The 19,482-nt window shown below is 62.2% G+C and carries 17 protein-coding genes; 12 read left to right on the top strand and 5 right to left on the bottom strand.

Going from position 1 to position 19,482, the window contains the following annotated elements; genetic code table 11:
* Positions 1–210: 210 nt before the first annotated feature.
* The 3 genes from YWU_RS0107190 to YWU_RS0107180 form a co-directional block, all read right to left on the bottom strand.
* Positions 211–870: a hypothetical protein gene (locus tag YWU_RS0107190; RefSeq protein WP_027019944.1), complete on the bottom strand. Its 660-nt coding sequence runs from the start codon at positions 868–870 to the stop codon at positions 211–213.
* 75 nt (positions 871–945) lie between these two features.
* Positions 946–1,455 (bottom strand): 5-(carboxyamino)imidazole ribonucleotide mutase, encoded by a 510-nt coding sequence (gene purE, locus YWU_RS0107185; protein ID WP_027019943.1) that lies wholly within the window; start codon positions 1,453–1,455, stop codon positions 946–948.
* Between the two features lie 28 nt (positions 1,456–1,483).
* Positions 1,484–2,752: a 5-(carboxyamino)imidazole ribonucleotide synthase gene (locus YWU_RS0107180; RefSeq protein ID WP_084141926.1), complete on the bottom strand. Its 1,269-nt coding sequence runs from the start codon at positions 2,750–2,752 to the stop codon at positions 1,484–1,486.
* 39 nt (positions 2,753–2,791) lie between these two features.
* On the opposite strand from YWU_RS0107180, the gene YWU_RS0107175 reads away from it, so the two are divergent.
* Positions 2,792–4,288: a DUF1846 domain-containing protein gene (locus YWU_RS0107175; RefSeq protein WP_027019941.1), complete on the top strand. Its 1,497-nt coding sequence runs from the start codon at positions 2,792–2,794 to the stop codon at positions 4,286–4,288.
* Here YWU_RS0107175 and YWU_RS15690 read toward each other — a convergent pair.
* Positions 4,263–4,748: a YdbT family protein gene (locus tag YWU_RS15690; protein ID WP_051260146.1), complete on the bottom strand. Its 486-nt coding sequence runs from the start codon at positions 4,746–4,748 to the stop codon at positions 4,263–4,265. The two genes, YWU_RS0107175 and YWU_RS15690, sit on opposite strands and share 26 nt — an antisense overlap.
* Position 4,749: 1 nt before the next feature.
* Entirely contained in the window at positions 4,750–5,553 is an 804-nt protein-coding gene (locus YWU_RS0107165) for a biotin--[acetyl-CoA-carboxylase] ligase (RefSeq protein ID WP_027019940.1), read from the bottom strand.
* A gap of 103 nt (positions 5,554–5,656) precedes the next feature.
* Between YWU_RS0107165 and YWU_RS15685 the strand changes: the two genes are divergently transcribed.
* The 11 genes from YWU_RS15685 to YWU_RS0107110 all read left to right on the top strand — a co-directional run bounded on the left by YWU_RS15685 (position 5,657) and on the right by YWU_RS0107110 (position 19,481).
* Positions 5,657–7,393 carry an acyl-CoA carboxylase subunit beta gene (locus YWU_RS15685; RefSeq protein WP_084141924.1) on the top strand — a complete coding sequence of 579 codons (1,737 nt, stop codon included), beginning with the start codon at positions 5,657–5,659 and terminating at the stop codon, positions 7,391–7,393.
* Between the two features lie 145 nt (positions 7,394–7,538).
* On the top strand, positions 7,539–9,164 hold the full coding sequence (locus YWU_RS0107155) for an acyl-CoA carboxylase subunit beta (RefSeq protein WP_027019939.1): 1,626 nt from the start codon (positions 7,539–7,541) through the stop codon (positions 9,162–9,164).
* Complete coding sequence (locus tag YWU_RS0107150) at positions 9,161–9,409, top strand: acyl-CoA carboxylase subunit epsilon (protein WP_027019938.1); 249 nt, start codon at positions 9,161–9,163, stop codon at positions 9,407–9,409. Before YWU_RS0107155 ends, YWU_RS0107150 begins: the two co-directional genes overlap by 4 nt.
* Before the next feature lie 151 nt (positions 9,410–9,560).
* Complete coding sequence (locus tag YWU_RS17525; protein ID WP_027019937.1) at positions 9,561–11,381, top strand: vWA domain-containing protein; 1,821 nt, start codon at positions 9,561–9,563, stop codon at positions 11,379–11,381.
* A 10-nt stretch (positions 11,382–11,391) separates the two neighbouring features.
* Positions 11,392–12,231, top strand: a complete 840-nt coding sequence (locus YWU_RS0107140; RefSeq protein ID WP_034647395.1) for a hypothetical protein — start codon at positions 11,392–11,394, stop codon at positions 12,229–12,231.
* A 51-nt stretch (positions 12,232–12,282) separates the two neighbouring features.
* The gene (locus YWU_RS0107135) at positions 12,283–12,909 is read left to right on the top strand and encodes a nucleoside triphosphate pyrophosphatase (RefSeq protein ID WP_027019935.1); all 627 of its coding nucleotides are present in this window, start codon (positions 12,283–12,285) and stop codon (positions 12,907–12,909) included.
* A gap of 206 nt (positions 12,910–13,115) precedes the next feature.
* Positions 13,116–13,766, top strand: a complete 651-nt coding sequence (locus YWU_RS0107130) for a hypothetical protein (protein ID WP_027019934.1) — start codon at positions 13,116–13,118, stop codon at positions 13,764–13,766.
* A 53-nt stretch (positions 13,767–13,819) separates the two neighbouring features.
* The gene (locus tag YWU_RS0107125; protein WP_027019933.1) at positions 13,820–15,613 is read left to right on the top strand and encodes a VWA domain-containing protein; all 1,794 of its coding nucleotides are present in this window, start codon (positions 13,820–13,822) and stop codon (positions 15,611–15,613) included.
* Positions 15,614–15,810: 197 nt separating this feature from the next.
* Positions 15,811–16,695 (top strand): sulfurtransferase, encoded by an 885-nt coding sequence (locus YWU_RS0107120; RefSeq protein WP_027019932.1) that lies wholly within the window; start codon positions 15,811–15,813, stop codon positions 16,693–16,695.
* Positions 16,696–17,002: 307 nt separating this feature from the next.
* Positions 17,003–18,790, top strand: coding sequence for an acetyl/propionyl/methylcrotonyl-CoA carboxylase subunit alpha (locus YWU_RS0107115; RefSeq protein ID WP_027019931.1), 1,788 nt, complete (start codon positions 17,003–17,005; stop codon positions 18,788–18,790).
* Positions 18,791–19,094: 304 nt separating this feature from the next.
* On the top strand, positions 19,095–19,481 hold the full coding sequence (locus tag YWU_RS0107110) for a hypothetical protein (protein WP_051260145.1): 387 nt from the start codon (positions 19,095–19,097) through the stop codon (positions 19,479–19,481).
* The last annotated feature ends 1 nt before the right edge of the window (position 19,482 follow it).

Below are 19,482 nucleotides of genomic sequence, written 5' to 3'. Positions count from 1 at the left end.
TACTCCATTTGAATTTGGACCCGAGTTACCCGAAACGCCCTGACCAGCAGATTTAGAATCTGCGCGATTATGAGAAGAGGTAATGGTCATCGCAGCCAAAAACGATATGAGGGTGCAGTGCGGATGGGTGCCGGTGCGCCAAGCAACCGCACAGGGCAGGAGCCGTTCTCAACTGCCAATCAGCCTGCATGGGTCAGCCCGCGAGCCGGGCTAACAAGGGCTGAGATACTCCACCCGATCGCTGACGGTGCGGGCATTTCCTCCGTAGGTCGATAGCCCCTGGCATAGGCGGGAAGTGTCGAATCCATAGTCGACGAACACGGGGTAAATATCCTCATTACCCAATGACGCCCGCAGCGACGGGCAACGGCCTGGGTTAGTGAAATGCACCGTCTCCCCCGAGACAGTTCGACTCCACTTATCCACTGAATTACCAATGGTGGAGGATATGTCGATCCCCTCGCCGACCATCACCGATTCCAGGATGAGAATTCCTCGGCCGTCGCATTCGATGGGTTGGCCGCAGATGTCGGTGCCGTCGGGGAGCCATGCATGGTCCTGCCCGAAGCCCCTACGAGGTCCGCAGTCACTTGCGCCGGAACTAGCGGCTGCTCGAGCCTGCTCTGATGGAGAAAGCCAGTCGCCGATCGGGGCAGTGTTGGTCGGTGGCTCTGCAGCAACCGTGACCTCGTGCTGCGCGGCTTCGGTCGTCTCTTCAGCGAGAACAACCAGCGCTTCGGATTCTTCAGCCGCCGACGGCGAGTTCGCCGACCTCAGCAGCAGGACTACAGCCACAGCAGTCACCGCAATGATCATGACGGCCACCACCGCAACAATGGCCACTATCAGTCCGGTTCTGCGCTGGTTCATCTCGCAAGTATCCGGCGGCCCAGAGCACCGATCAAGGTGCCGCGCCGACATTCACCCGGGTGAAAACTGCGGTGTTTAACCCATCAAGGATTCGCGCAGGTTCTTGTCCTTCTCCAGGACTGCGTCGCGCATGTTCTCCTGGTATTTCTCCATTGCCACGATCAGTTCTGGGAACCCTGCGGAGAGAATTCGCACGGCAAGCAGGCCGGCGTTTTTCGCCTGGCCAACACCGACGGTCGCGACGGGCACACCACCGGGCATCTGCACGATGGACAGCAGCGAGTCCACGCCGTCGAGCTGATCGAGCGGACGCGGCACACCAATGACCGGCAGCGGGGTGGCAGAGGCGACCATGCCCGGCAGGTGTGCGGCTCCACCGGCACCGGCGATGATGACCTTCAGACCACGATCGGCGGCACCCTTGGCGTAATCGAGCATGCGCTCAGGGGTGCGGTGCGCGGAGATGACACCCACCTCGAAGGGGATCCCAAACTCTGCGAGGGCCTCGGCGGCCGGCTGCATCGTCGGCCAATCCGAATCTGAGCCCATGATGAGGCCTACCAGCGGGCCGTTGACGTTCTCCATGTTCATTCCTTTCCGCACCAGGTGCGGGTCAGTTGGTCCAGCCGTCAGCCCAGAGGGCATTCACAATGAAACCTGCAGCAAGCTCTGCTTCCCGACGTGTACGTTCCACATCCACACCACTCACATTCACGTGACCGAGCTTGCGTCCGGCGCGGTGCCCCTTGCCGTACCAGTGGATCTTCACGTGCGGGAAACGCTCCCAGACCTTGGCGAAGCGCTCGCCGACCGGCAGTTCCGGGTCCTCGGCGGCACCGAGGGTGTTGGCCATGACGGTGACAGGAGCAGTCGGTTCGGTCGAGCCGAGCGGCTGGTCGAGCACGGCACGCAGGTGCTGCTCGAACTGGCTGGTCACGCAGCCATCCTGAGTCCAGTGTCCGGTGTTGTGCGGGCGCATGGCCAGTTCGTTGACGAAGATCTCCGGCTGGCCGGACGCGTCACGGGTCTCGAAGAGTTCCACGGCCAGCACACCGGTCACGCCCAGTTCGGTGGCGATGCGGGTGGAGAGTGCGGAAGCGGCGTCGTTAAGCGCGTCCGAAAGATCCGGTGCCGGGCACACTGCTTCCCAGCAGATGCCGTCACGCTGGACGGACTCTAGGACGGGCCAGGCGGCGACTTCACCGGACGGGCGGCGGGCGCACATCGCAGAGAGCTCACGAGCCAGGTCGACCTTCTTCTCGGCCATCAGCGGCACGCCATCGGACAGCAGCTTCCCGACGAGCTCTTCGATCTCATCGCGCTTCGGGAACCAGACACCATTGCCGTCGTAGCCGCCGCGCCGCGCCTTCAGGCAGATGGCGCCGTTCATGATGTCGGCGAACTCCAGCGCCTCCTCGACGGATTCGATGGCCGCAAACGGCGGAACCGGCGCGCCCATTTCGCGGAGTTTCTTGCGCATATCGAGTTTGTCTTGCGCGTACACCAGCGCATCTGGTCCCGGCTGGACGGACACCCCGGCGTCCTTCAGAGCGTGCAGATGCTCAGTGGGAACATGCTCGTGGTCGAAGGTCACCGCGTCGGCTCCGGCGACTGCATGCTTGAGATCGTCAAGATTCTTGTAATCCCCGATCACTACATCGGCGCACACCTGCGCTGCCGAAGAATCACGGGAGCCGGCGAGCAGTCGGATGGACTGGCCAAGTTCGATGGCGGAGGTCTGCATCATCCTCGCCAACTGGCCGTCACCGATCACCGCGATGACGGGCACGCCCGGGGCGTGGGCGCCCGGGACCTCGGTGGACTGTCGGTCACTGGTGTTCACGTCGCTGGTGGTCACCCGACCATCATAAAGGCCGGGCATTCCCTCGGACGGAATCCCCACGCACTAGGCTCAGATGTCATGCCGCAACACGCAACGGGATTCGACCGGGACCTGTACATTTCTCTCCAGTCCAAGCACATCCGCGAGCGGCGGGAGTCCATCGGAGGGAAGCTCTACCTGGAAATGGGCGGGAAGCTTTTCGACGATATGCATGCCTCCCGCGTCCTGCCCGGATTCGCTCCGGACACCAAGATCGCGATGCTGGAGCGCATCAGCGACGAGATGGAGATTCTCATCGCCATCAACGCCCAGGACCTGCGCCGCAATAAGGTCCGAGCTGACCTGGGTATCAGCTACGAAGATGACCTGCTTCGGCTCGTCGATGCCTTCCGCGACCGGGGATTCCTGGTCCAGCACGTGGTGATGACGCAGTTCGAGGAAGGCGACAGCCTCGCCGAGACCTTCCGCGACCGGTTGCAGCGGCTTGGGCTGACCGTGTCTCGGCACTACGTGATTCCCGGCTACCCGGCGGATGCCGAGCGGATCGTTGGTGAGGACGGCTTCGGCAAAAACGAGTACGCCGAGACGACCCGCGACGTCGTCGTGGTGACCGCCCCCGGCCCCGGCTCCGGCAAGCTCGCGACGTGCCTGTCGCAGGTCTACCACGAGCACATCCAGGGCAGGGACGCCGGATATGCGAAGTTCGAGACGTTCCCGGTGTGGAATCTCGCGCTCGATCACCCAGTAAATATGGCCTACGAGGCTGCCACCGCTGACCTTGACGATGTCAACATGATCGACCCTTTCCACCTGTCCGCCTACGGCGAGCAGGCAGTGAACTACAACCGCGACGTCGAGGTGTTCCCGCTGCTCAAGCATCTGCTGGAGCGGATCTCCGGCCAGTCACCGTATGAATCGCCCACTGACATGGGCGTGAACATGGCCGGCTTCGCAATCTCCGACGACGAGGTGTGCCGCCGGGCCGCCGAACAAGAAGTGGTCCGCCGCCTATTCAAGGCACTGGTCGACGAGCGCCGCGAAGACAAACCGCCACTGGTCTCTGAGCGAATTGCCATCACGATGGGCAAGCTCGGACTGTCACTGACTTCGCGGCCGGTCGTAGAACCTGCTCGGGCCGTCGCTGAAACCACCGGAGCTCCCGCGTCTGCCATTCAGCTCGCCGACGGAACCATCGTCACCGGCAAAACCTCCACGCTCCTCGGCTGCTCCGCCGCGATGGTTCTCAACGCGCTTAAGCACTTGGCCGGCATCGACTCAGAGGTCAATCTCCTGGCCCCGGGTGCGATCCGCCCGATCCAACGCCTGAAGACCGATCACCTGGGCAGCAAGAACCCGCGACTGCACACAGACGAGGTGCTCATCGCCCTATCGACATCCGCAGATACCGACGACAATGCGCAGCGAGCACTAGATGAACTGCACAATCTCCGTGGCTGCGATGCTCACACCACCACTATTCTCGGTTCAGTGGACGAGGGAATATTCCGCAACCTCGGCATCTTGGTGACCTCCGATCCGGAGTATCAGGTCAAGAGTCTGTACCGAAAGCGTTAGTCGCCCAGTTCCGAGATCTCCGGTCGATAATGCGGGAGATTTTGCGCGCGGAGGGGACGTCGTAAAGCACGATTGGTGGAGCGCCTGCGGCGCGAACCCGCACCTCGGAACCCTTCCGGTCCACTGACCGGATTGCGCGCAGTTCCACAGAACTGACGCGAGAGCCATCCCGCATCAGCAGGCGCCGGTCGGTGACGACGGTGCGCTCGCGCAACCACCGCAGAACCGGCAGGCCCACGCGCCACGCGATCATTGCGACCCAGCCAACAAGAAGCATCGTGCGCACGCCCATGAGGTCGCCGCTGCCGATGTACGGCCCATCGATGAAGCCGATGAGAATCCAGGCGACACCGGTGATGAGGATCAGTTCCATCGTCGGCATGAACAGCCTGCCGAAGACTGGGTTGAGGTCGAGCAGGACTTCTTCGTCCGGGTCCATGTTGTCGTACGGGAATGCCATGTCAGCCTCCGTAGCCGCCGGATCGAGGGCGGACGTGGCGAACATCGCCGGCGGTGACGGTGTGTCGAACCCCCGACTGGTCGACAACCTCGAGCTCCCCATCGGTCAGGATCGAGGTCGCGGTGCCCAGGATTTCCTGTCCGTTGGGTAGTTCCACACGGACGTTGAGGCCCACGGTCACGCAGTTCTGACGGAACTCTTCCATCAGTGCCCTGACATCGGTGCGCCACTGGACGGTGCGACGGTCCAGCGCGTGAGCCAGTGCGATGACCAGATCTTCCTTATCCATGCTGGCACCCTGCAGACGCAAGGACGTGGCGTGCGGAACCGGAAGTTCATCCTCGGTCAGATCCACGTTCAGGCCCACTCCCGCGACAAGGACGGGAGGCTGCAAAGATGCCGCTTCTACGAGGATGCCGCAGAGTTTGCCGCCGTCGACTAGGACGTCGTTAGGCCATTTGAGCTGAGCCTGAATACCTGCGACCTCGTGCACCGCATCGACCACCGCCAGGCCGCAGACCAGCGGCAACAAACCAATCCTGGTCAGCGGAACCGAATCTGCCCGGATTAGCGCCGAGAAGGCTATGTTCGTGTGTTCCGGCGCCGTCCACGGCCGGTGCATCCTGCCACGGCCGGAGTTCTGGATGGAGGTGACCACGATGCTTCCACCAGGTGCGCCCTCTGCCGCCAGCTGCAGCAGATCCGCATTGGTTGAGCCAGTTGAATACGGCACGGTGATCGTCCGTTCCGGCATTGCCTCGCGGATCCTGTCGGCGTCCAAGGGGGCACGGTGGAATGTGGTCATAGTTATTGATTCTAGACATTCACTACATCGTGACCTGTGCGTGACCGGTTTCACATACAAAGAGCTTTGCACGACAAGAGCATCGAGACTAAGTTCGTAAAACATGACTGAACCCTCACGTTTGCTTCGCGCCGGCGGCACCGCCACCGATGACCGCCCGACCGACAACCGACCGGGAACCCCCTCGGCCGCAGCCTCGCCGGCCGGAGCCCCGCGCGGCGGACGCACCGCCGTCCCTGCCCCGCAAACCACAGCGCAGAAGAACGCAGAACTTCTGCGTCGCCGCGAGGAGTCCTTCGCACCGGTGGGCACCAAAGCTCACGACAAGGTCCGCGACAAGGGCCGACTGACCGCCCGTGACCGCATCGACCACCTGCTAGACGAGGGCTCTTTCGTCGAACTCGACGCACTGGCCCGCCACCGCACCGAGGCCTTCGGCATGGGCGCTCGTCGCCCGCTCACCGACGGCATCGTCACCGGCTGGGGAACCATCGACGGCCGCGAGGTCTGTGTCTTCTCCCAGGACGGCACCGTCTTCGGTGGCGCCCTCGGCGAGGTCTACGGCGAAAAGATGGTCAAGCTGCAGGAGATGGCAATTGCCACCCGCCGCCCGATCATCGGCCTGTACGAGGGTGCCGGCGCGCGCATCCAGGACGGCGCAGTCTCCCTGGACTACATCGCTCAGACCTTCCGCTCGAACGTGCGAGCTTCCGGTGTCGTGCCGCAGATCTCCGTGATCTTCGGCGCCTGCGCTGGCGGCAATGCCTACTCTCCTGCCCTGACTGACTTCACCGTCATGGTTAAGGACTCCTCCAAGATGTTCGTCACCGGCCCGGACGTGATCCTCACGGTCACCGGTGAGCGCGTCTCTCAGGAGGAGCTCGGTGGCGCCAACCCGCACATGACCTTCGCGGGCAACACCCACTACACCGCTGATGACGAGGAAGACGCCCTCGACTGGGTCCGCGACTTGCTCGAGTTCCTGCCGAACAACAACACCTCCATCGCCCCGCCGACCGAGGACGCAGGCGCTTCTGTCGATCCGGAATGGGCCGAGCCCAACGCCGACGACCTGGCGCTGGACAGCATCATCCCGGACTCCGCGACGATGCCGTACGACGTCCGCGACGTCATCTGTGCACTCACCGACGACGGCGACCACTTCGAGATCCAGGCCGACCGTGCCGAGAACGTCGTCTGCTCCTTCGGTCACATGGACGGCCGGTCCGTCGGCTTCGTCGCGAACCAGCCGCTGCAGTTCGCCGGCTGCCTCGACATCGACTCGGCAGAGAAGGCCGCACGTTTCGTGCGTACCTGCGATGCGTTCAACATCCCGATCGTGATGCTTGTCGACGTCCCCGGCTTCCTTCCGGGTACCGACCAGGAGCACTCCGGCATCCTGCGTCGTGGCGCAAAGCTCCTCTACGCCTACGCCGAGGCGACCGTCCCGAAGGTGACTGTCACCCTGCGTAAGGCCTACGGCGGCGCGTACTGCGTTATGGGCTCCAAGGGCCTGGGCGCTGACGTAAACCTGGCATGGCCGACTGCTCAGATCGCCGTGATGGGCGCTCCGGGAGCGGTCGGATTCATCTACCGTCATGAGCTCCGTGCGGCTCGCGAGTCCGAAATGTCCGAGCAGGACTACCTCGACATCGTCGCGGCCCGCGAGAAGGAGTACGAGGACCACATGCTCAACCCGTACATCGCGGCTGAGCGCGGCCTGATTGACGAGGTCATCCTGCCTTCTGAGACCCGCGGTCGCGTTGCTCGCCACCTGCGACTTCTCGATGGCAAGCACTCCACCTGGCCGCAGCGCCGACACGGCAATATGCCGCTGTAGAGCACCAGGACACACTGCACAACGGCGTTTCGGGTGGGACAGTGTCAGCACAGCACCACAGGTTTATTTGTAAACGGGGGGTTATTTCACCCGATGAATATCCTGAAGTTCCGCTGACAAGGCCCCCAGCCGTAGGATGGAATCCATGACTTCTGCCGCTACCGCAACCGGCACCGCGCCGGACAAGAACACCACCGCAGGGAAGCTCGCCGATTTGCGCGCGCGCCTCGCAGAGGCCAATGCCCCCATGGGCGAAGCCGCTGTGGAGCGCGTGCATGAGAAGGGCAAGCTGACTGCCCGTGAGCGCATTGAGCACCTGCTCGATGACGGTTCCTTCGTCGAGATCGATGCTCTGGCCCGACACCGCTCCACGAACTTCGGCCTCGACTCGAAGCGCCCGCTCACGGACGGTGTGGTCACCGGTTACGGCACCATCGAGGGACGTAAGGTCTGTGTTTTCTCTCAGGACTCCAGCGTCTTCGGTGGAGCCCTCGGTGAGGTGTACGGCGAGAAGATCGTGAAGATCATGGACCTGGCAGTGAAGACCGGTGTTCCGATCATCGGCATCAATGACGGTGCCGGCGCGCGTATCCAGGAGGGTGTTGTCTCCCTGGGCCTGTACTCGCAGATCTTCTTCCGCAACACCCAGGCTTCGGGCGTCATCCCGCAGATCTCCCTGATCATGGGTGCCTGCGCCGGTGGCCACGTTTACTCCCCCGCGCTCACCGACTTTGTCGTCATGGTCGACGGTACCTCCAAGATGTTCATCACCGGACCGGACGTCATCAAGACTGTCACCGGTGAAACCGTCACTCAGGAGGAGCTCGGCGGCGCCGGCACGCACATGTCGACCTCGGGTACCTCGCACTACACCGCCTCTGATGACGAGGACGCGCTCTCCTTCGTCCAGGAGCTGGTCACCTACCTCCCGCAGAACAACCGCGCGGAGGCACCCCGGGTCGAGGCCGAGATCATGGAAGGCTCGATCAAGAACAACATCACCGATTCCGACCGCGAGCTCGACACGCTGATCCCGGATTCGCCGAACCAGCCGTACGACATCAAGAACGTCATCACCCGCATCACCGATGACGCGGAATTCCTGGAAATCCAGGAAGACTACGCCCAGAACATCGTCATCGGTTTCGGCCGAGTCGAGGGCCGCTCGGTTGGCTTCGTCGCTAACCAGCCGATCCAGTTCGCCGGTTGCCTGGACATCAACGCATCGGAGAAGGCCGCACGCTTCGTCCGCACCTGCGACGCCTTCAACGTCCCGATCGTGATGCTTGTCGACGTCCCCGGCTTCCTCCCCGGCACCAACCAGGAGTTCGACGGCATCATCCGCCGCGGCGCCAAGCTGCTGTATGCCTACGCTGAGGCAACCGTCGGAAAGATCACCGTCATCACCCGCAAGGCCTACGGCGGAGCGTACTGCGTCATGGGATCCAAGGACATGGGTGCGGACATCAACCTCGCGTGGCCGACCGCGCAGATCGCCGTCATGGGCGCATCCGGCGCCGTCGGCTTCGTGTACCGCAAGGAAATCAAGGCTGCTGCCGACGCCGGTGAAGACGCCGTCGATGTCATGAAGCGCTACGAGGCTGAGTACGAGGAGACCCTGGTCAACCCGTACGTCGCCGCCGAGCGTGGACTGATCGACGCCGTCATCCCCCCGTCGGAGACCCGCGGCCAGATCATCGAGGGTCTGCGTCTGCTCGACCGCAAGGTCGTCAACGTGCCCGCCAAGAAGCATGGGAACATTCCGCTGTGACAGACAAGACCGATTCCACCGACTCCTCCACTGACGCCGCTGAGGCAAAGCCGTTCCTCACGGTCATCAACGGCTCCCCCACACCGGAGGAGACCGCCGCACTGGCGACTCTCTTCGCCAGCATGGCTTCTGCCGCCGAAGCTGCTGCCAAGGGACCGCGCAATGAGTGGGGCCGCTTCGAGGATAAGTTCCAGAACACCTCGAGCTTCAACCCGTCGAGCTTCCAGAACGTCCGCTACTACTAGCGCACTTCTACACCGGCCCTGAACCCGCGTTTACGCAGGTTCAGGGCCTTCGCGTGCCGGGAACCGGTACCAGAATTAGGGGCATGACAGTTCGCGTTCGGCGGCAGATGATTGGCGGGATGATGTCTGCCTATCGACGGGATGTGGGTTCATGGCGTGGGGTTCTCGGACCAAGATGTTCCTGGCGATGTTCGGGGTGGCCGCGCTGCTCGCAGGCTGTTCAGTGTTCGAGTCGACCACCTCAGGTGAAGCCCTCGAACCGGAGGCCAGCGACATCCCTACTGCGCTAGTCGTCGATGGCTCAGCATCGATGAATATCGACGACGCACCAGGGCCTCGCATCGACGCCGCTAAGACCGCCGCCCGCGCCTACATCGACGCTCTGCCTGACAAGACCTCGTTCAGCCTTTGGACCTACGGCACCGGCACCGGCAATACCGATGAAGAGCAGGAGGCAGGCTGCCGGGATACCTCAAATCTGATTCCTTCGGCTGCGGTTGACCACGACGCCGCACGAGAGTCCGTCGACGGCATCACACCCAGCGGCTGGTCCCCCATCGCCGCAACCATGCAGGAGGCAGGGTCCGCACTGCCGTCAGATGAACCGGCCAACCTTGTCGTTGTCACAGACGGTGAGGACACCTGCGGTGAGCCCACCATCTGCCAGGTCGCCCAGGATCTCCACCAGTCCCATCCCCAGCTGCGTATCGACGCCGTGGGCTTTATGGTGAACGACCCCGAACTCAACTGCGCCGCTACGACTACAGGTGGCCTCTACGTCACTGCAGATAACACTGAGCAGCTCACCCGTCGCCTGGCTGTCAGCCGCGATACCGAGATGTCCAAGACCACTCTGACCGGCCGCAGTTTCCAAGGCATCGAGATCGGGGCGAGCCATGAAGCGATCTCGGAGGCCTACAAAGACTTCCCCTCGCTTAACGACGGCGAGGTAACCCAATGCACCTCCGGCGACTGCGGCTCAAACACCATCATCGTGATCCACTGGATGGACTGCGACTGGCACTTCACCGAAGGAGGCATCCTCCAACTGATTGATCCTGGCGAAGACGCCCGCACCATCGATGGCTTCAGCGTCGGAGACAGCGCCGCCGAACTCGAGACGTTCTACGGCACACCAGTAAATGAGTCACAGGGAATGATCGGCAGCGATGAGGTCAAGGTCCGTTGGTACGAGTCGGATGGCGACCTCGGTCTAGCCTGGCGCGTGGTCATCGACGCCAACGACACCATCAGGACCATCGTGCTTTGCAAGTGCCTGCCGGGTTCCACTCCGTCTCCCGGCGAGTCGTCCGGATCCTCTGGAGGTTCATCAGATCAGACAACGTCTGCCGCGCCAGCCTCACCGAGAACCACCGAAACGCAGGCATCCGGAGGAGGTGCCGCCAGCGGCACTGTCGATCACACAGAGATCGTGATTTACGACGTCTTCGAGGACGACGGATCAGTGCGCGAGCCCTTCAAGTCCATTGTTGTAGACAGCCCCGGAGGGCCGATAGAAGTCGACTGCAATCCAAACCCAGAGGTCCCTGGGACGAACCTGCGCTTGTGCGGGCAACCTGGAACAGACTGGATCATCGACGGATGTTCCGTTGACGGCACCTATGCTTACTGCCCCACTGTCGATGACACGGAAACCATTGCTATCAACAGAATTCCGTTTCGTGGGTATTCCGAAACTCCCAAGCCATCGGAAGTCAAAGAGGTAAGGCCAGCAGCAGTGGTTCTCACCGATGGGGGACTCTATGCCGTAGGCAGCGTCCCGGGATTGGGCAGCTACGCATATCTCAAATATGGCAATCGCAGTGACTCAACCGAAGGCCTTCGCGGCAGTTCCGATTCCTTCCCTTTCGACCGGTCCAACGATTTGTGGACCGCTCAGTACGCAACCGGGTACGACTCGGAACGAGACCGTAAGACGGTCCCGATCAAACGTGTCTACTTCTTCGAGTGAGTAGCAAGCGATGACGAGCGCGATAAGGCGTAGTGGTCTCGGCGCGATGCTGGCTATGGGCCTCTTCCTCACCGCCTGCTCCGGCAGTGGCGGCGGCGATCTGGTGACTACGGACCTTAGTCTGGCGAAAATCAACGGAGCGACCACAACCATCGTTGCGCCTCCTGGATGGGAAGAGCCGGCGCACGACAACGGAAGCAACGGTGGAGGCGCGAACCTAGCCGACCTCACCGTGGAGTCGGCAGGGAACTTCTGTACTAGTAGCACGTGCGATGTCGACTCCAGGGAGATCAACCACCCGTCGTGGGGGCCGGTCAAGATCTTCGCCATGAGGCAGCACCGCGGAGCTCAAATGCAGCAGTTAGCAGCAGTTGATGCGAAGGGCGTCGTGAAGTGGACGTACAACCCCGGCGCGGCATTGGACGGATGGGAGGGTTTCGTGACGGATTCCCCGGACGAGTCTGGGGCCCTATTCGTCACCTACATGCCCGGCAGGTATTTCATGACGATCGTGCTCCGGCCGGACTCGACGGGATTTGAAGGTCTGCCGAATGGAGGCGATTCCACCTCGGACGAGAGGGTGTTTCTCAATAGCGGAGTCGTCGAGGGTCTCGACAGTGATGGCAACTACGAGATCAAAGAGGTCGGTGCCACGCCGTCGGTCTTGAAATGGACGGGCTCTGGATACCAGCGGACTGGCCCTCCTCTGGCACCGCGCGATAATAGGGCTCCCCATCCGAGCCGCACGACGTCCACGACAACTCGCACCACCGGGGAAAGAACCACAACACCGCGGCCGACCCACGACACTGGCGCATGCCAGGCCGCAGGCGCCGCCTTCTACTGCTGACGGGCCGCGCCTTTGTCTCGGTCCGATCGCCGCTTCGCTACGGTCATCCCCATGAACCGTTTCGTCCTCGCCTCCAGTTCCCCGTCCCGTCTGTCCGTGCTCCGCAGCGCGGGCATCGAGCCGGAGATCATCCCGCCGGACACCGACGAGGATGCCATCATCGACCGTCTTGGCGATGCTGCGCCCGCCGAGGTCGTCGCTGCCTTGGCTGAAGCGAAGGCCGGCGACGTGGTGGTCCCGGTCTCCGAGGACCTCGCCGTGGTCGTCGCGTGCGACTCCATGTTGCTTCTCGACGGCTCCCTCTCCGGCAAACCCCACACCGTCGACGAATGCATTCGTCGCTGGGAAAAGCAGCGCGGCCGTGAGGCGCGGTTGATTACCGGGCATGCGGTGAGGGTTGTGGAAGGGGGCGTCGTAAAGCATGAAGTAACCGAAACCATCTCGACGACAGTCCATTTCGGCATGCCGTCCGACGCGGACATCCACGCGTATGCGGAAACCGGTGAACCGCTCGGCTGTGCAGGAGCGTTCACGCTGGAGGCTCTCGGCGGTTGGTTCATCGACGGAATCGACGGCGATCCGTCATCGGTGCTGGGGTTGTCTCTTCCGCTGATTCGGCGCACTCTCTCGGACTGGGGTCTGGACGTTTCGTCGTTCTGGAACCGCACCCAGAAATGAGGGCATGACCTCGGCACCTGTTCGGTAGACGATGGACATACAGTCGTCGTCTGATTCCGGGGCATGGGCATCCGCTCCCCCGGCCGAACTAGGGATGTGTGCTCATGCACCGTGGATCACTTATCCAGATGCCGCGGTCGGGCGGGGCTCTGACCGCTCTGCTTTGTGCAGCGTTCCTTGTTGGTTGTTCAGGGGACGGAGAGGTCTTGGGGTTCGACTTCGGGGGCGGATCCGACACGGTAGATACTGAGCTCGGTGCCGCTGTCATCAATGGCGCCACGACAACAGTTCTCTCCCCTCCCGGTTGGGTCGACCCGCACGCTGACGGCGCGAGTAATCCAGGTGCAGACATGGTGGCCGGCCGCTCTGCACCGCAGGTCCCAGAGAATCTGCCCGAGCCATGTGGCTCGGTAACCGAGTCGCGGGACATCGAGCACCCAGATCTGGGGACGGTCCAACTGCAGTTGAATCGGCCGGGTGGCATGCAGGAAGCGTGTCTTGCGGCTGTGGATATGACTGGCAGGACTCTCTTGACTCAGAGTGTCCCTGCCTATGGGGACTCATTCCAGTTCGCAGATCCGGTCACCGACGCTACGGGCAACAGCTTCATCTTCTACAACCCGGGACGATACGACGGTGTAATCACCCTCATTCCCACGTCGAACGGTTACCGAGACATCGGGTGGGGCGACGAACGCGAATACGAGACGACGACGAACTCCTACTACTACGCAGAACTATCCGGCCCCGGTTCCGACGGGCGATATTCGATCCTCTCGCACGCGAACGACTGCAATCCCTCGTGTGCACAGGGAACCACAACTGAACTGACCTGGGACGGGAACGGTTACTCATGAGTGTCCTACCGTCGAGGACGAGGATCGGCTCACGGATCAGAGTTCTCATTGCAATGCTCGGGATCACCGCGCTGATCGCGGGATGTGCTCCGTTTGAATCCACGATGGCCAGCGGGGCATTCGGGGCTGGTACCAGTGATATCCCCACTGCTCTCGTCCTCGACGGTTCAGGCTCGATGGAAGAAAGCGATGTCTCGGGCGGATCCCGGATCGACGCCGCCAAAACCGCTGCCAATGGCTACATTGATGCGCTGCCGGCCGGAACCGATTTCAGTCTCTGGTCGTACGGTCTGTCCGGTGGCGGCTCTGGATGCGGCAGCTCTACGAACCTCATTCCCACATCCGCGGTGGATCATGCCGCAGCAAAGAGCATCGTCGATGGCCTCGACCCGTCAGGGTCTTCTCCAATAGCGATGACGATGCAGATGGCTGGTGAATCGCTGCCAACCGACAGGCCGGCGAGTCTTGTTGTTGTCTCTGACGGCGAAGACACGTGCAGTCCACCCACCATTGGTGACGTTGCGCGTGGATTCCAACAAACCCATCCCCAGCTGCGTATCGACGCCGTCGGCTTCATGATCGACGACCCTGAGCTCAACTGCGCTGCCACCACTACCGGTGGCCTGTACGTCACTGCGGACAGCAAAGAGAAGTTGTCTCGTCGCCTGGCCGTCAGCCGTGACTCGGAGCTGGCGATGAACTCGCTGACCGGGCGTAGCTTCCAGGGCATCGAGGTGGGAGCAGTCCACGAAACCATCATCTCCTCAGTCGATAACTTCCCTGACTTGAGCAGCGGCACCAGCATCGAGTGCACTTCCTCCGACTGCGGCTCAGACACGGTCATCATCGTCCGCTGGATGAACTGCGACTGGCACTTCACCGAGGAGGGCAATCTGATCCTGATCGACCCCGGCGAGGAATCCCGGACTATTGATGGATTCGGCGTCGGCGACGATGCCGGCGAATTGTCTACCGTCTACGGCGCAGCGAAAAACGAAGCCAAAGGCGAATACGACGGTGACGTCGTCCACGTCCGGTGGTACGAGGCTGATGACGATCTAGGCCTGATGTGGCGCGTCGTCGTCGATAGCGCTGAGAGCATCCGGAACATCGTGCTGTGCAAATGTCTCCCCGGAGCATCCAAGGGATCAGTCTCCGCTACAGCCGGGGAGCCTGCGGAGGACACAGCCGGGGTAGACGGCAGTGATGTGGCCGCTGCGGAGGCTCCCGTGGTCGATGCCAATGGAGAGCGCACGGAGATCGAGATTCTCGACGTCTTCGAGGATGACGGCACAGTCCGCTCGCCGTACCAATCAGCGGTGGTGAAGGAGAACAATCCTTCGGACGTCGTGTGTACGTCCGAGCCCGAGTCGGGGACGAACCTCCATCAGTGCGGGCAATTATCCTCTGGCTGGTACCTGGGCAAGTGCTCTGTCGGTAGCGGCAGCGTGTATTGCCCTGAGGTGCTCCCGTCCGGGGATGTACGGATCTTGGAATATGACTTCGACAAGAAAATCGAAAATTCCACCTTCTATCAGTCGATCATGGATACCGAGCCACTGATGTTTAGTGAGCGTCTCCCAGCGGCCATCGTCGACATGGATGGGGCGATGTACCACCAAGGCACGCTCCCGCAGGGTTTGAGCGATGCATATCGATATTTCTCCGTGACTTTGGACGGAGACACCTTGCGCTTCTACCAGCCGCCGGCCGGGCTCTTGGCCCCGAACGGAGATTTCCCGCTCGACACCTCGGCGCCGCTGTGGACAGCCGAGTTCGCTACTGACTACAACGCCGACAAGGACCGGCGGACGATTCCGATCAACCGCGTCTACTACATCGAGTAGTCAGCACTGGCCGGTAAATGCTGCATCGGACTTCGGGTTCTGTCCGAATCATTGAGTCCCTGGAGTTGTTTGGACGGCTATCCCCGTTGATCTTGACCTCCATGATTGTGGACGTGTCCTCATCCTGAAACAGTTTGGGCCCCTACCCTCTACGATGAGGTGACGATTTCCCGGCTGACAGGAGCACGTGACCGACCATGGCCGCACCCCACGATCCGCACCCGCACTTCCAGCAGTACGCCCACCCAGAGCGGCTGGTGTCGAGCAGCTGGTTGGCTGCGCGAATCGGAAGCCCGGGTCTACGCATCGTGGAGTCCGATGAAGACGCCTTGCTCTACGACATCGGCCATATCCCCGGGGCTGTCCGTATCGACTGGCATGAGGACCTCAATGACCCTGTGATTCGCGACTACGTCGATGCAGAGGCGTTCGCAGAACTGATGCGCAAGAAGGGCATTTCTCGCGATGACACAGTGGTCATCTACGGGGACCGTTCCAATTGGTGGGCCGCGTACACGCTGTGGGTCTTCGAACTCTTTGGGCATCCCGACGTTCGCCTACTCAACGGCGGGCGCGACGCTTGGATGACCGAGGAGCGAGACACCAGCTACGAGGTTCCTGACTACCCACGTGGCGATTACCCGGTAGTAGAGCGCGATGACCGGAAGTATCGGGCATTCGCCGAGGATGTCCGAGAAACCATCGGGAGTGGAACGTTGCTGGATGTGCGGACGCCGGAGGAGTACGTCGGGAGGCGCACTCACATGGCCAATTACCCGCAGGAGGGCGTACTGCGCGGCGGCCACATTCCCACCGCCATCAATTCGCCGTGGAACAACACGGTGTATCCGAACTCGCGTTTCCGCTCGCGCGAGGAACTTGAGGCAGTGTTCGCGGGAGTCCGAGACGATGACGAGATCTTCACCTACTGCAGGATCGGAGAGCGTTCCGCGCACACCTGGTTCGTCCTGCACCACCTCTTGGGCAAGGACAACGTGCGCAATTACGACGGCTCCTGGGTCGAATGGGGGAACCTGATGCGAGCCCCGATTGCCACTGGAGACGCACCTGGAAAGCCCTGATTCCACCCCTGTGGTGAGACCCTGATTACAGTTCCCACCTGCATTGAACACTGCTCAATTGTTCATTGGCGGAACCTTCAGGGTGCATTGCATTGTCAACAAAAGTTCAGTACCGGGGGCGGTTATGTAAGAATGGAGCGGTCAGGTCCACGAAGCTGAGCCACGGCCACACCCAAAGGGCAACACCGTTACCCCGCTAGTTTGCCTGGTCACGGCAGTGGACCTCTGTCGCACAACCGAAGACACTTTAGTCTCGATAAATTTAAGGCCGGTCCAGTACCGGCGTACACGAAAACAGGAGGGTTTCGTGCCAACTCAGACCAACGAGAAGATCACGAAGGTTCTCGTCGCTAACCGCGGTGAGATTGCTGTGCGCGTCATTCGCGCCGCAAAGGACGCCGGCATCCCGTCGGTCGCCGTTTACGCGGAGCCGGACGCGAACGCACCGTTCGTGAGCATGGCTGACGAGGCATTCGCCCTCGGTGGCCAGACTTCTGCCGAGTCCTACCTGGTCTTCGACAAGATCCTCGACGCAGCAGAGAAGTCCGGCGCCAACGCGATCCACCCGGGTTATGGCTTCCTCTCAGAGAACGGCGACTTCGCCGAAGCCGTGGAAAATGCCGGCCTGATCTGGATCGGACCTTCCCCGGACTCCATCCGCTCCCTTGGTGACAAGGTCACCGCCCGCCACATCGCCCTCCAGGCCAATGCGCCGATGGCACCGGGCACCAAGGAGCCGGTCAAGGACGCCAGCGAGGTTGTCGCTTTCGCTGAAGAGCACGGTCTGCCGATCGCTATCAAGGCTGCCTTCGGTGGCGGCGGACGCGGCATGAAGGTCGCCTACGAGATGGACGAGGTCGCTGACCTCTACGAGTCCGCTACCCGTGAGGCTGTCGCTGCCTTCGGTCGCGGCGAGTGCTTCGTCGAGCGCTACCTCGACAAGGCCCGCCACGTTGAGTGCCAGGTCCTGGCTGACAAGCACGGCAACGTCATCGTCGGTTCGACCCGTGACTGCTCCCTGCAGCGTCGTTTCCAGAAGCTCGTCGAAGAGGCACCGGCCCCGTTCCTCACCGAGGAGCAGGACCGCAGCCTGCGCGAGTCTGCAAAGGCCATCTGTAAGGAAGCCGGTTACTACGGCGCCGGTACCGTCGAGTACCTGGTTGGCTCGGACGGACTGATCTCCTTCCTTGAGGTCAACACCCGCCTGCAGGTCGAGCACCCGGTCACCGAAGAGGTCACCGGCATCGACCTGGTCCGCGAGCAGTTCAAGATCGCCGAAGGCGAAGAGCTCACCTTCAAGGAGGACCCCGAGATCCGCGGCCACTCCTTCGAGTTCCGCATCAACGGCGAGGATGCCGGCGCCAACTTCATGCCGGCACCGGGCACCGTTACCCGCTACGTCGAGCCGTCCGGCCCGGGCGTCCGCATGGACTCCGGCATCAACGAGGGCGACACCATCGGTGGTCAGTTCGACTCGATGCTCGCCAAGCTCATCGTCTGGGCCCCCACCCGCGAAGAGGCACTGCGCCGCTCCGCTCGCGCCCTGGACGAGTACGTGGTTGAGGGTCTCGCGACGGTCATCCCGTTCCACCGCCACATCGTGGAGAACCCGGCATTCGTCGGTGACGGCGAGAAGTTCGACGTCTACACCAAGTGGATCGAAGAGGAGTGGGACAACCCGATCGCTCCGTACTCCGGCGATTCCGATGTCGCTGACGACGAGGACGCACTGCCGTCCCAGAAGGTCGTCGTCGAGATCAACGGCCGTCGCGTCGAGGTTGCTCTGCCGGGCGACCTGGCTCTCGGTGGCGGCGGGGCCGCTGGCGGAGCACGCAAGAAGGCCAAGAAGCGTCGCTCCGGCGGTTCGAAGAATGCCGCTTCCGGTGACGCAGTCGTGGCTCCGATGCAGGGCACCGTCATCAAGATCTCCGTCGAGGAGGGCCAGGAGGTCAACGAAGGTGACACCGTCGTCGTCCTGGAGGCCATGAAGATGGAGAACCCGGTCAAGGCTCACAAGTCCGGTACCGTCACCGGTCTGGCCACCGACGCCGGTGCAGGCGTCACCAAGGGCGATGTCCTGATGGAGATCAAGTAGTCTCCCGCTGACGTCACCGACGTCACTGTCACGTCACCCGCTCCACCACAGAAGGTGGGGCGGGTTTTGTGCATGCCGGACGCGGGGCTTCCATCAGGGGCAGGTCACCCCGTTCGGTGACTGATGTCGACGTTTCCCCAGTTCGCCACGACGGATTCTCACCAAACGGGGTCACCGGCGGTGGTGGCGATACTCTTATATGTGGCGAACATCGGACCGAAGACCTGGCACCCCGCACCTGAACAGAATCGCGCCTTGGAACGACTCCACGGCGAGGAAGGGTAGAGAATTTCCCATGCACCCAATGGAACTTAATGCTGGCCGATTCCACCTGCGCCCGCTGCGCCATGACGGCAGAGTTTCCGACCTGCCGGCTCTCGCAGCGGTTCATGGCGCCGACGTGGGCGAGGCCTACATCGCCGACGCGGCTGATGCCTGGGAGACTGACCGTGCGTACCACTGGGCTATCGCGGAGCAGACCTGCATTGATCTGGTGGCTGAGATCGTCGTGACGCCTCACGGCGAGGACGAAGCCTCCGTGGAGGTACGCCCCGCCGGACCAGCCGACACACTCATCGAAGTACAGGATGAGACGCTTGTGCCCGTGACGATTGGGGATGCGTGTGTGTCGGCTGAGGGCGTCGTGAAGCGATGGACCGAAGGCGCGCTGCGCCGCACGGTGCGGGTCTAAA

The sequence above is a fragment of the Corynebacterium sputi DSM 45148 genome (genome assembly GCF_000427865.1).
GTDB lineage: Bacteria > Actinomycetota > Actinomycetes > Mycobacteriales > Mycobacteriaceae > Corynebacterium > Corynebacterium sputi.
The sequence above is the reverse complement of the archived record's forward strand: the minus strand, read 5'-3'. Positions and strand labels throughout refer to the sequence as shown.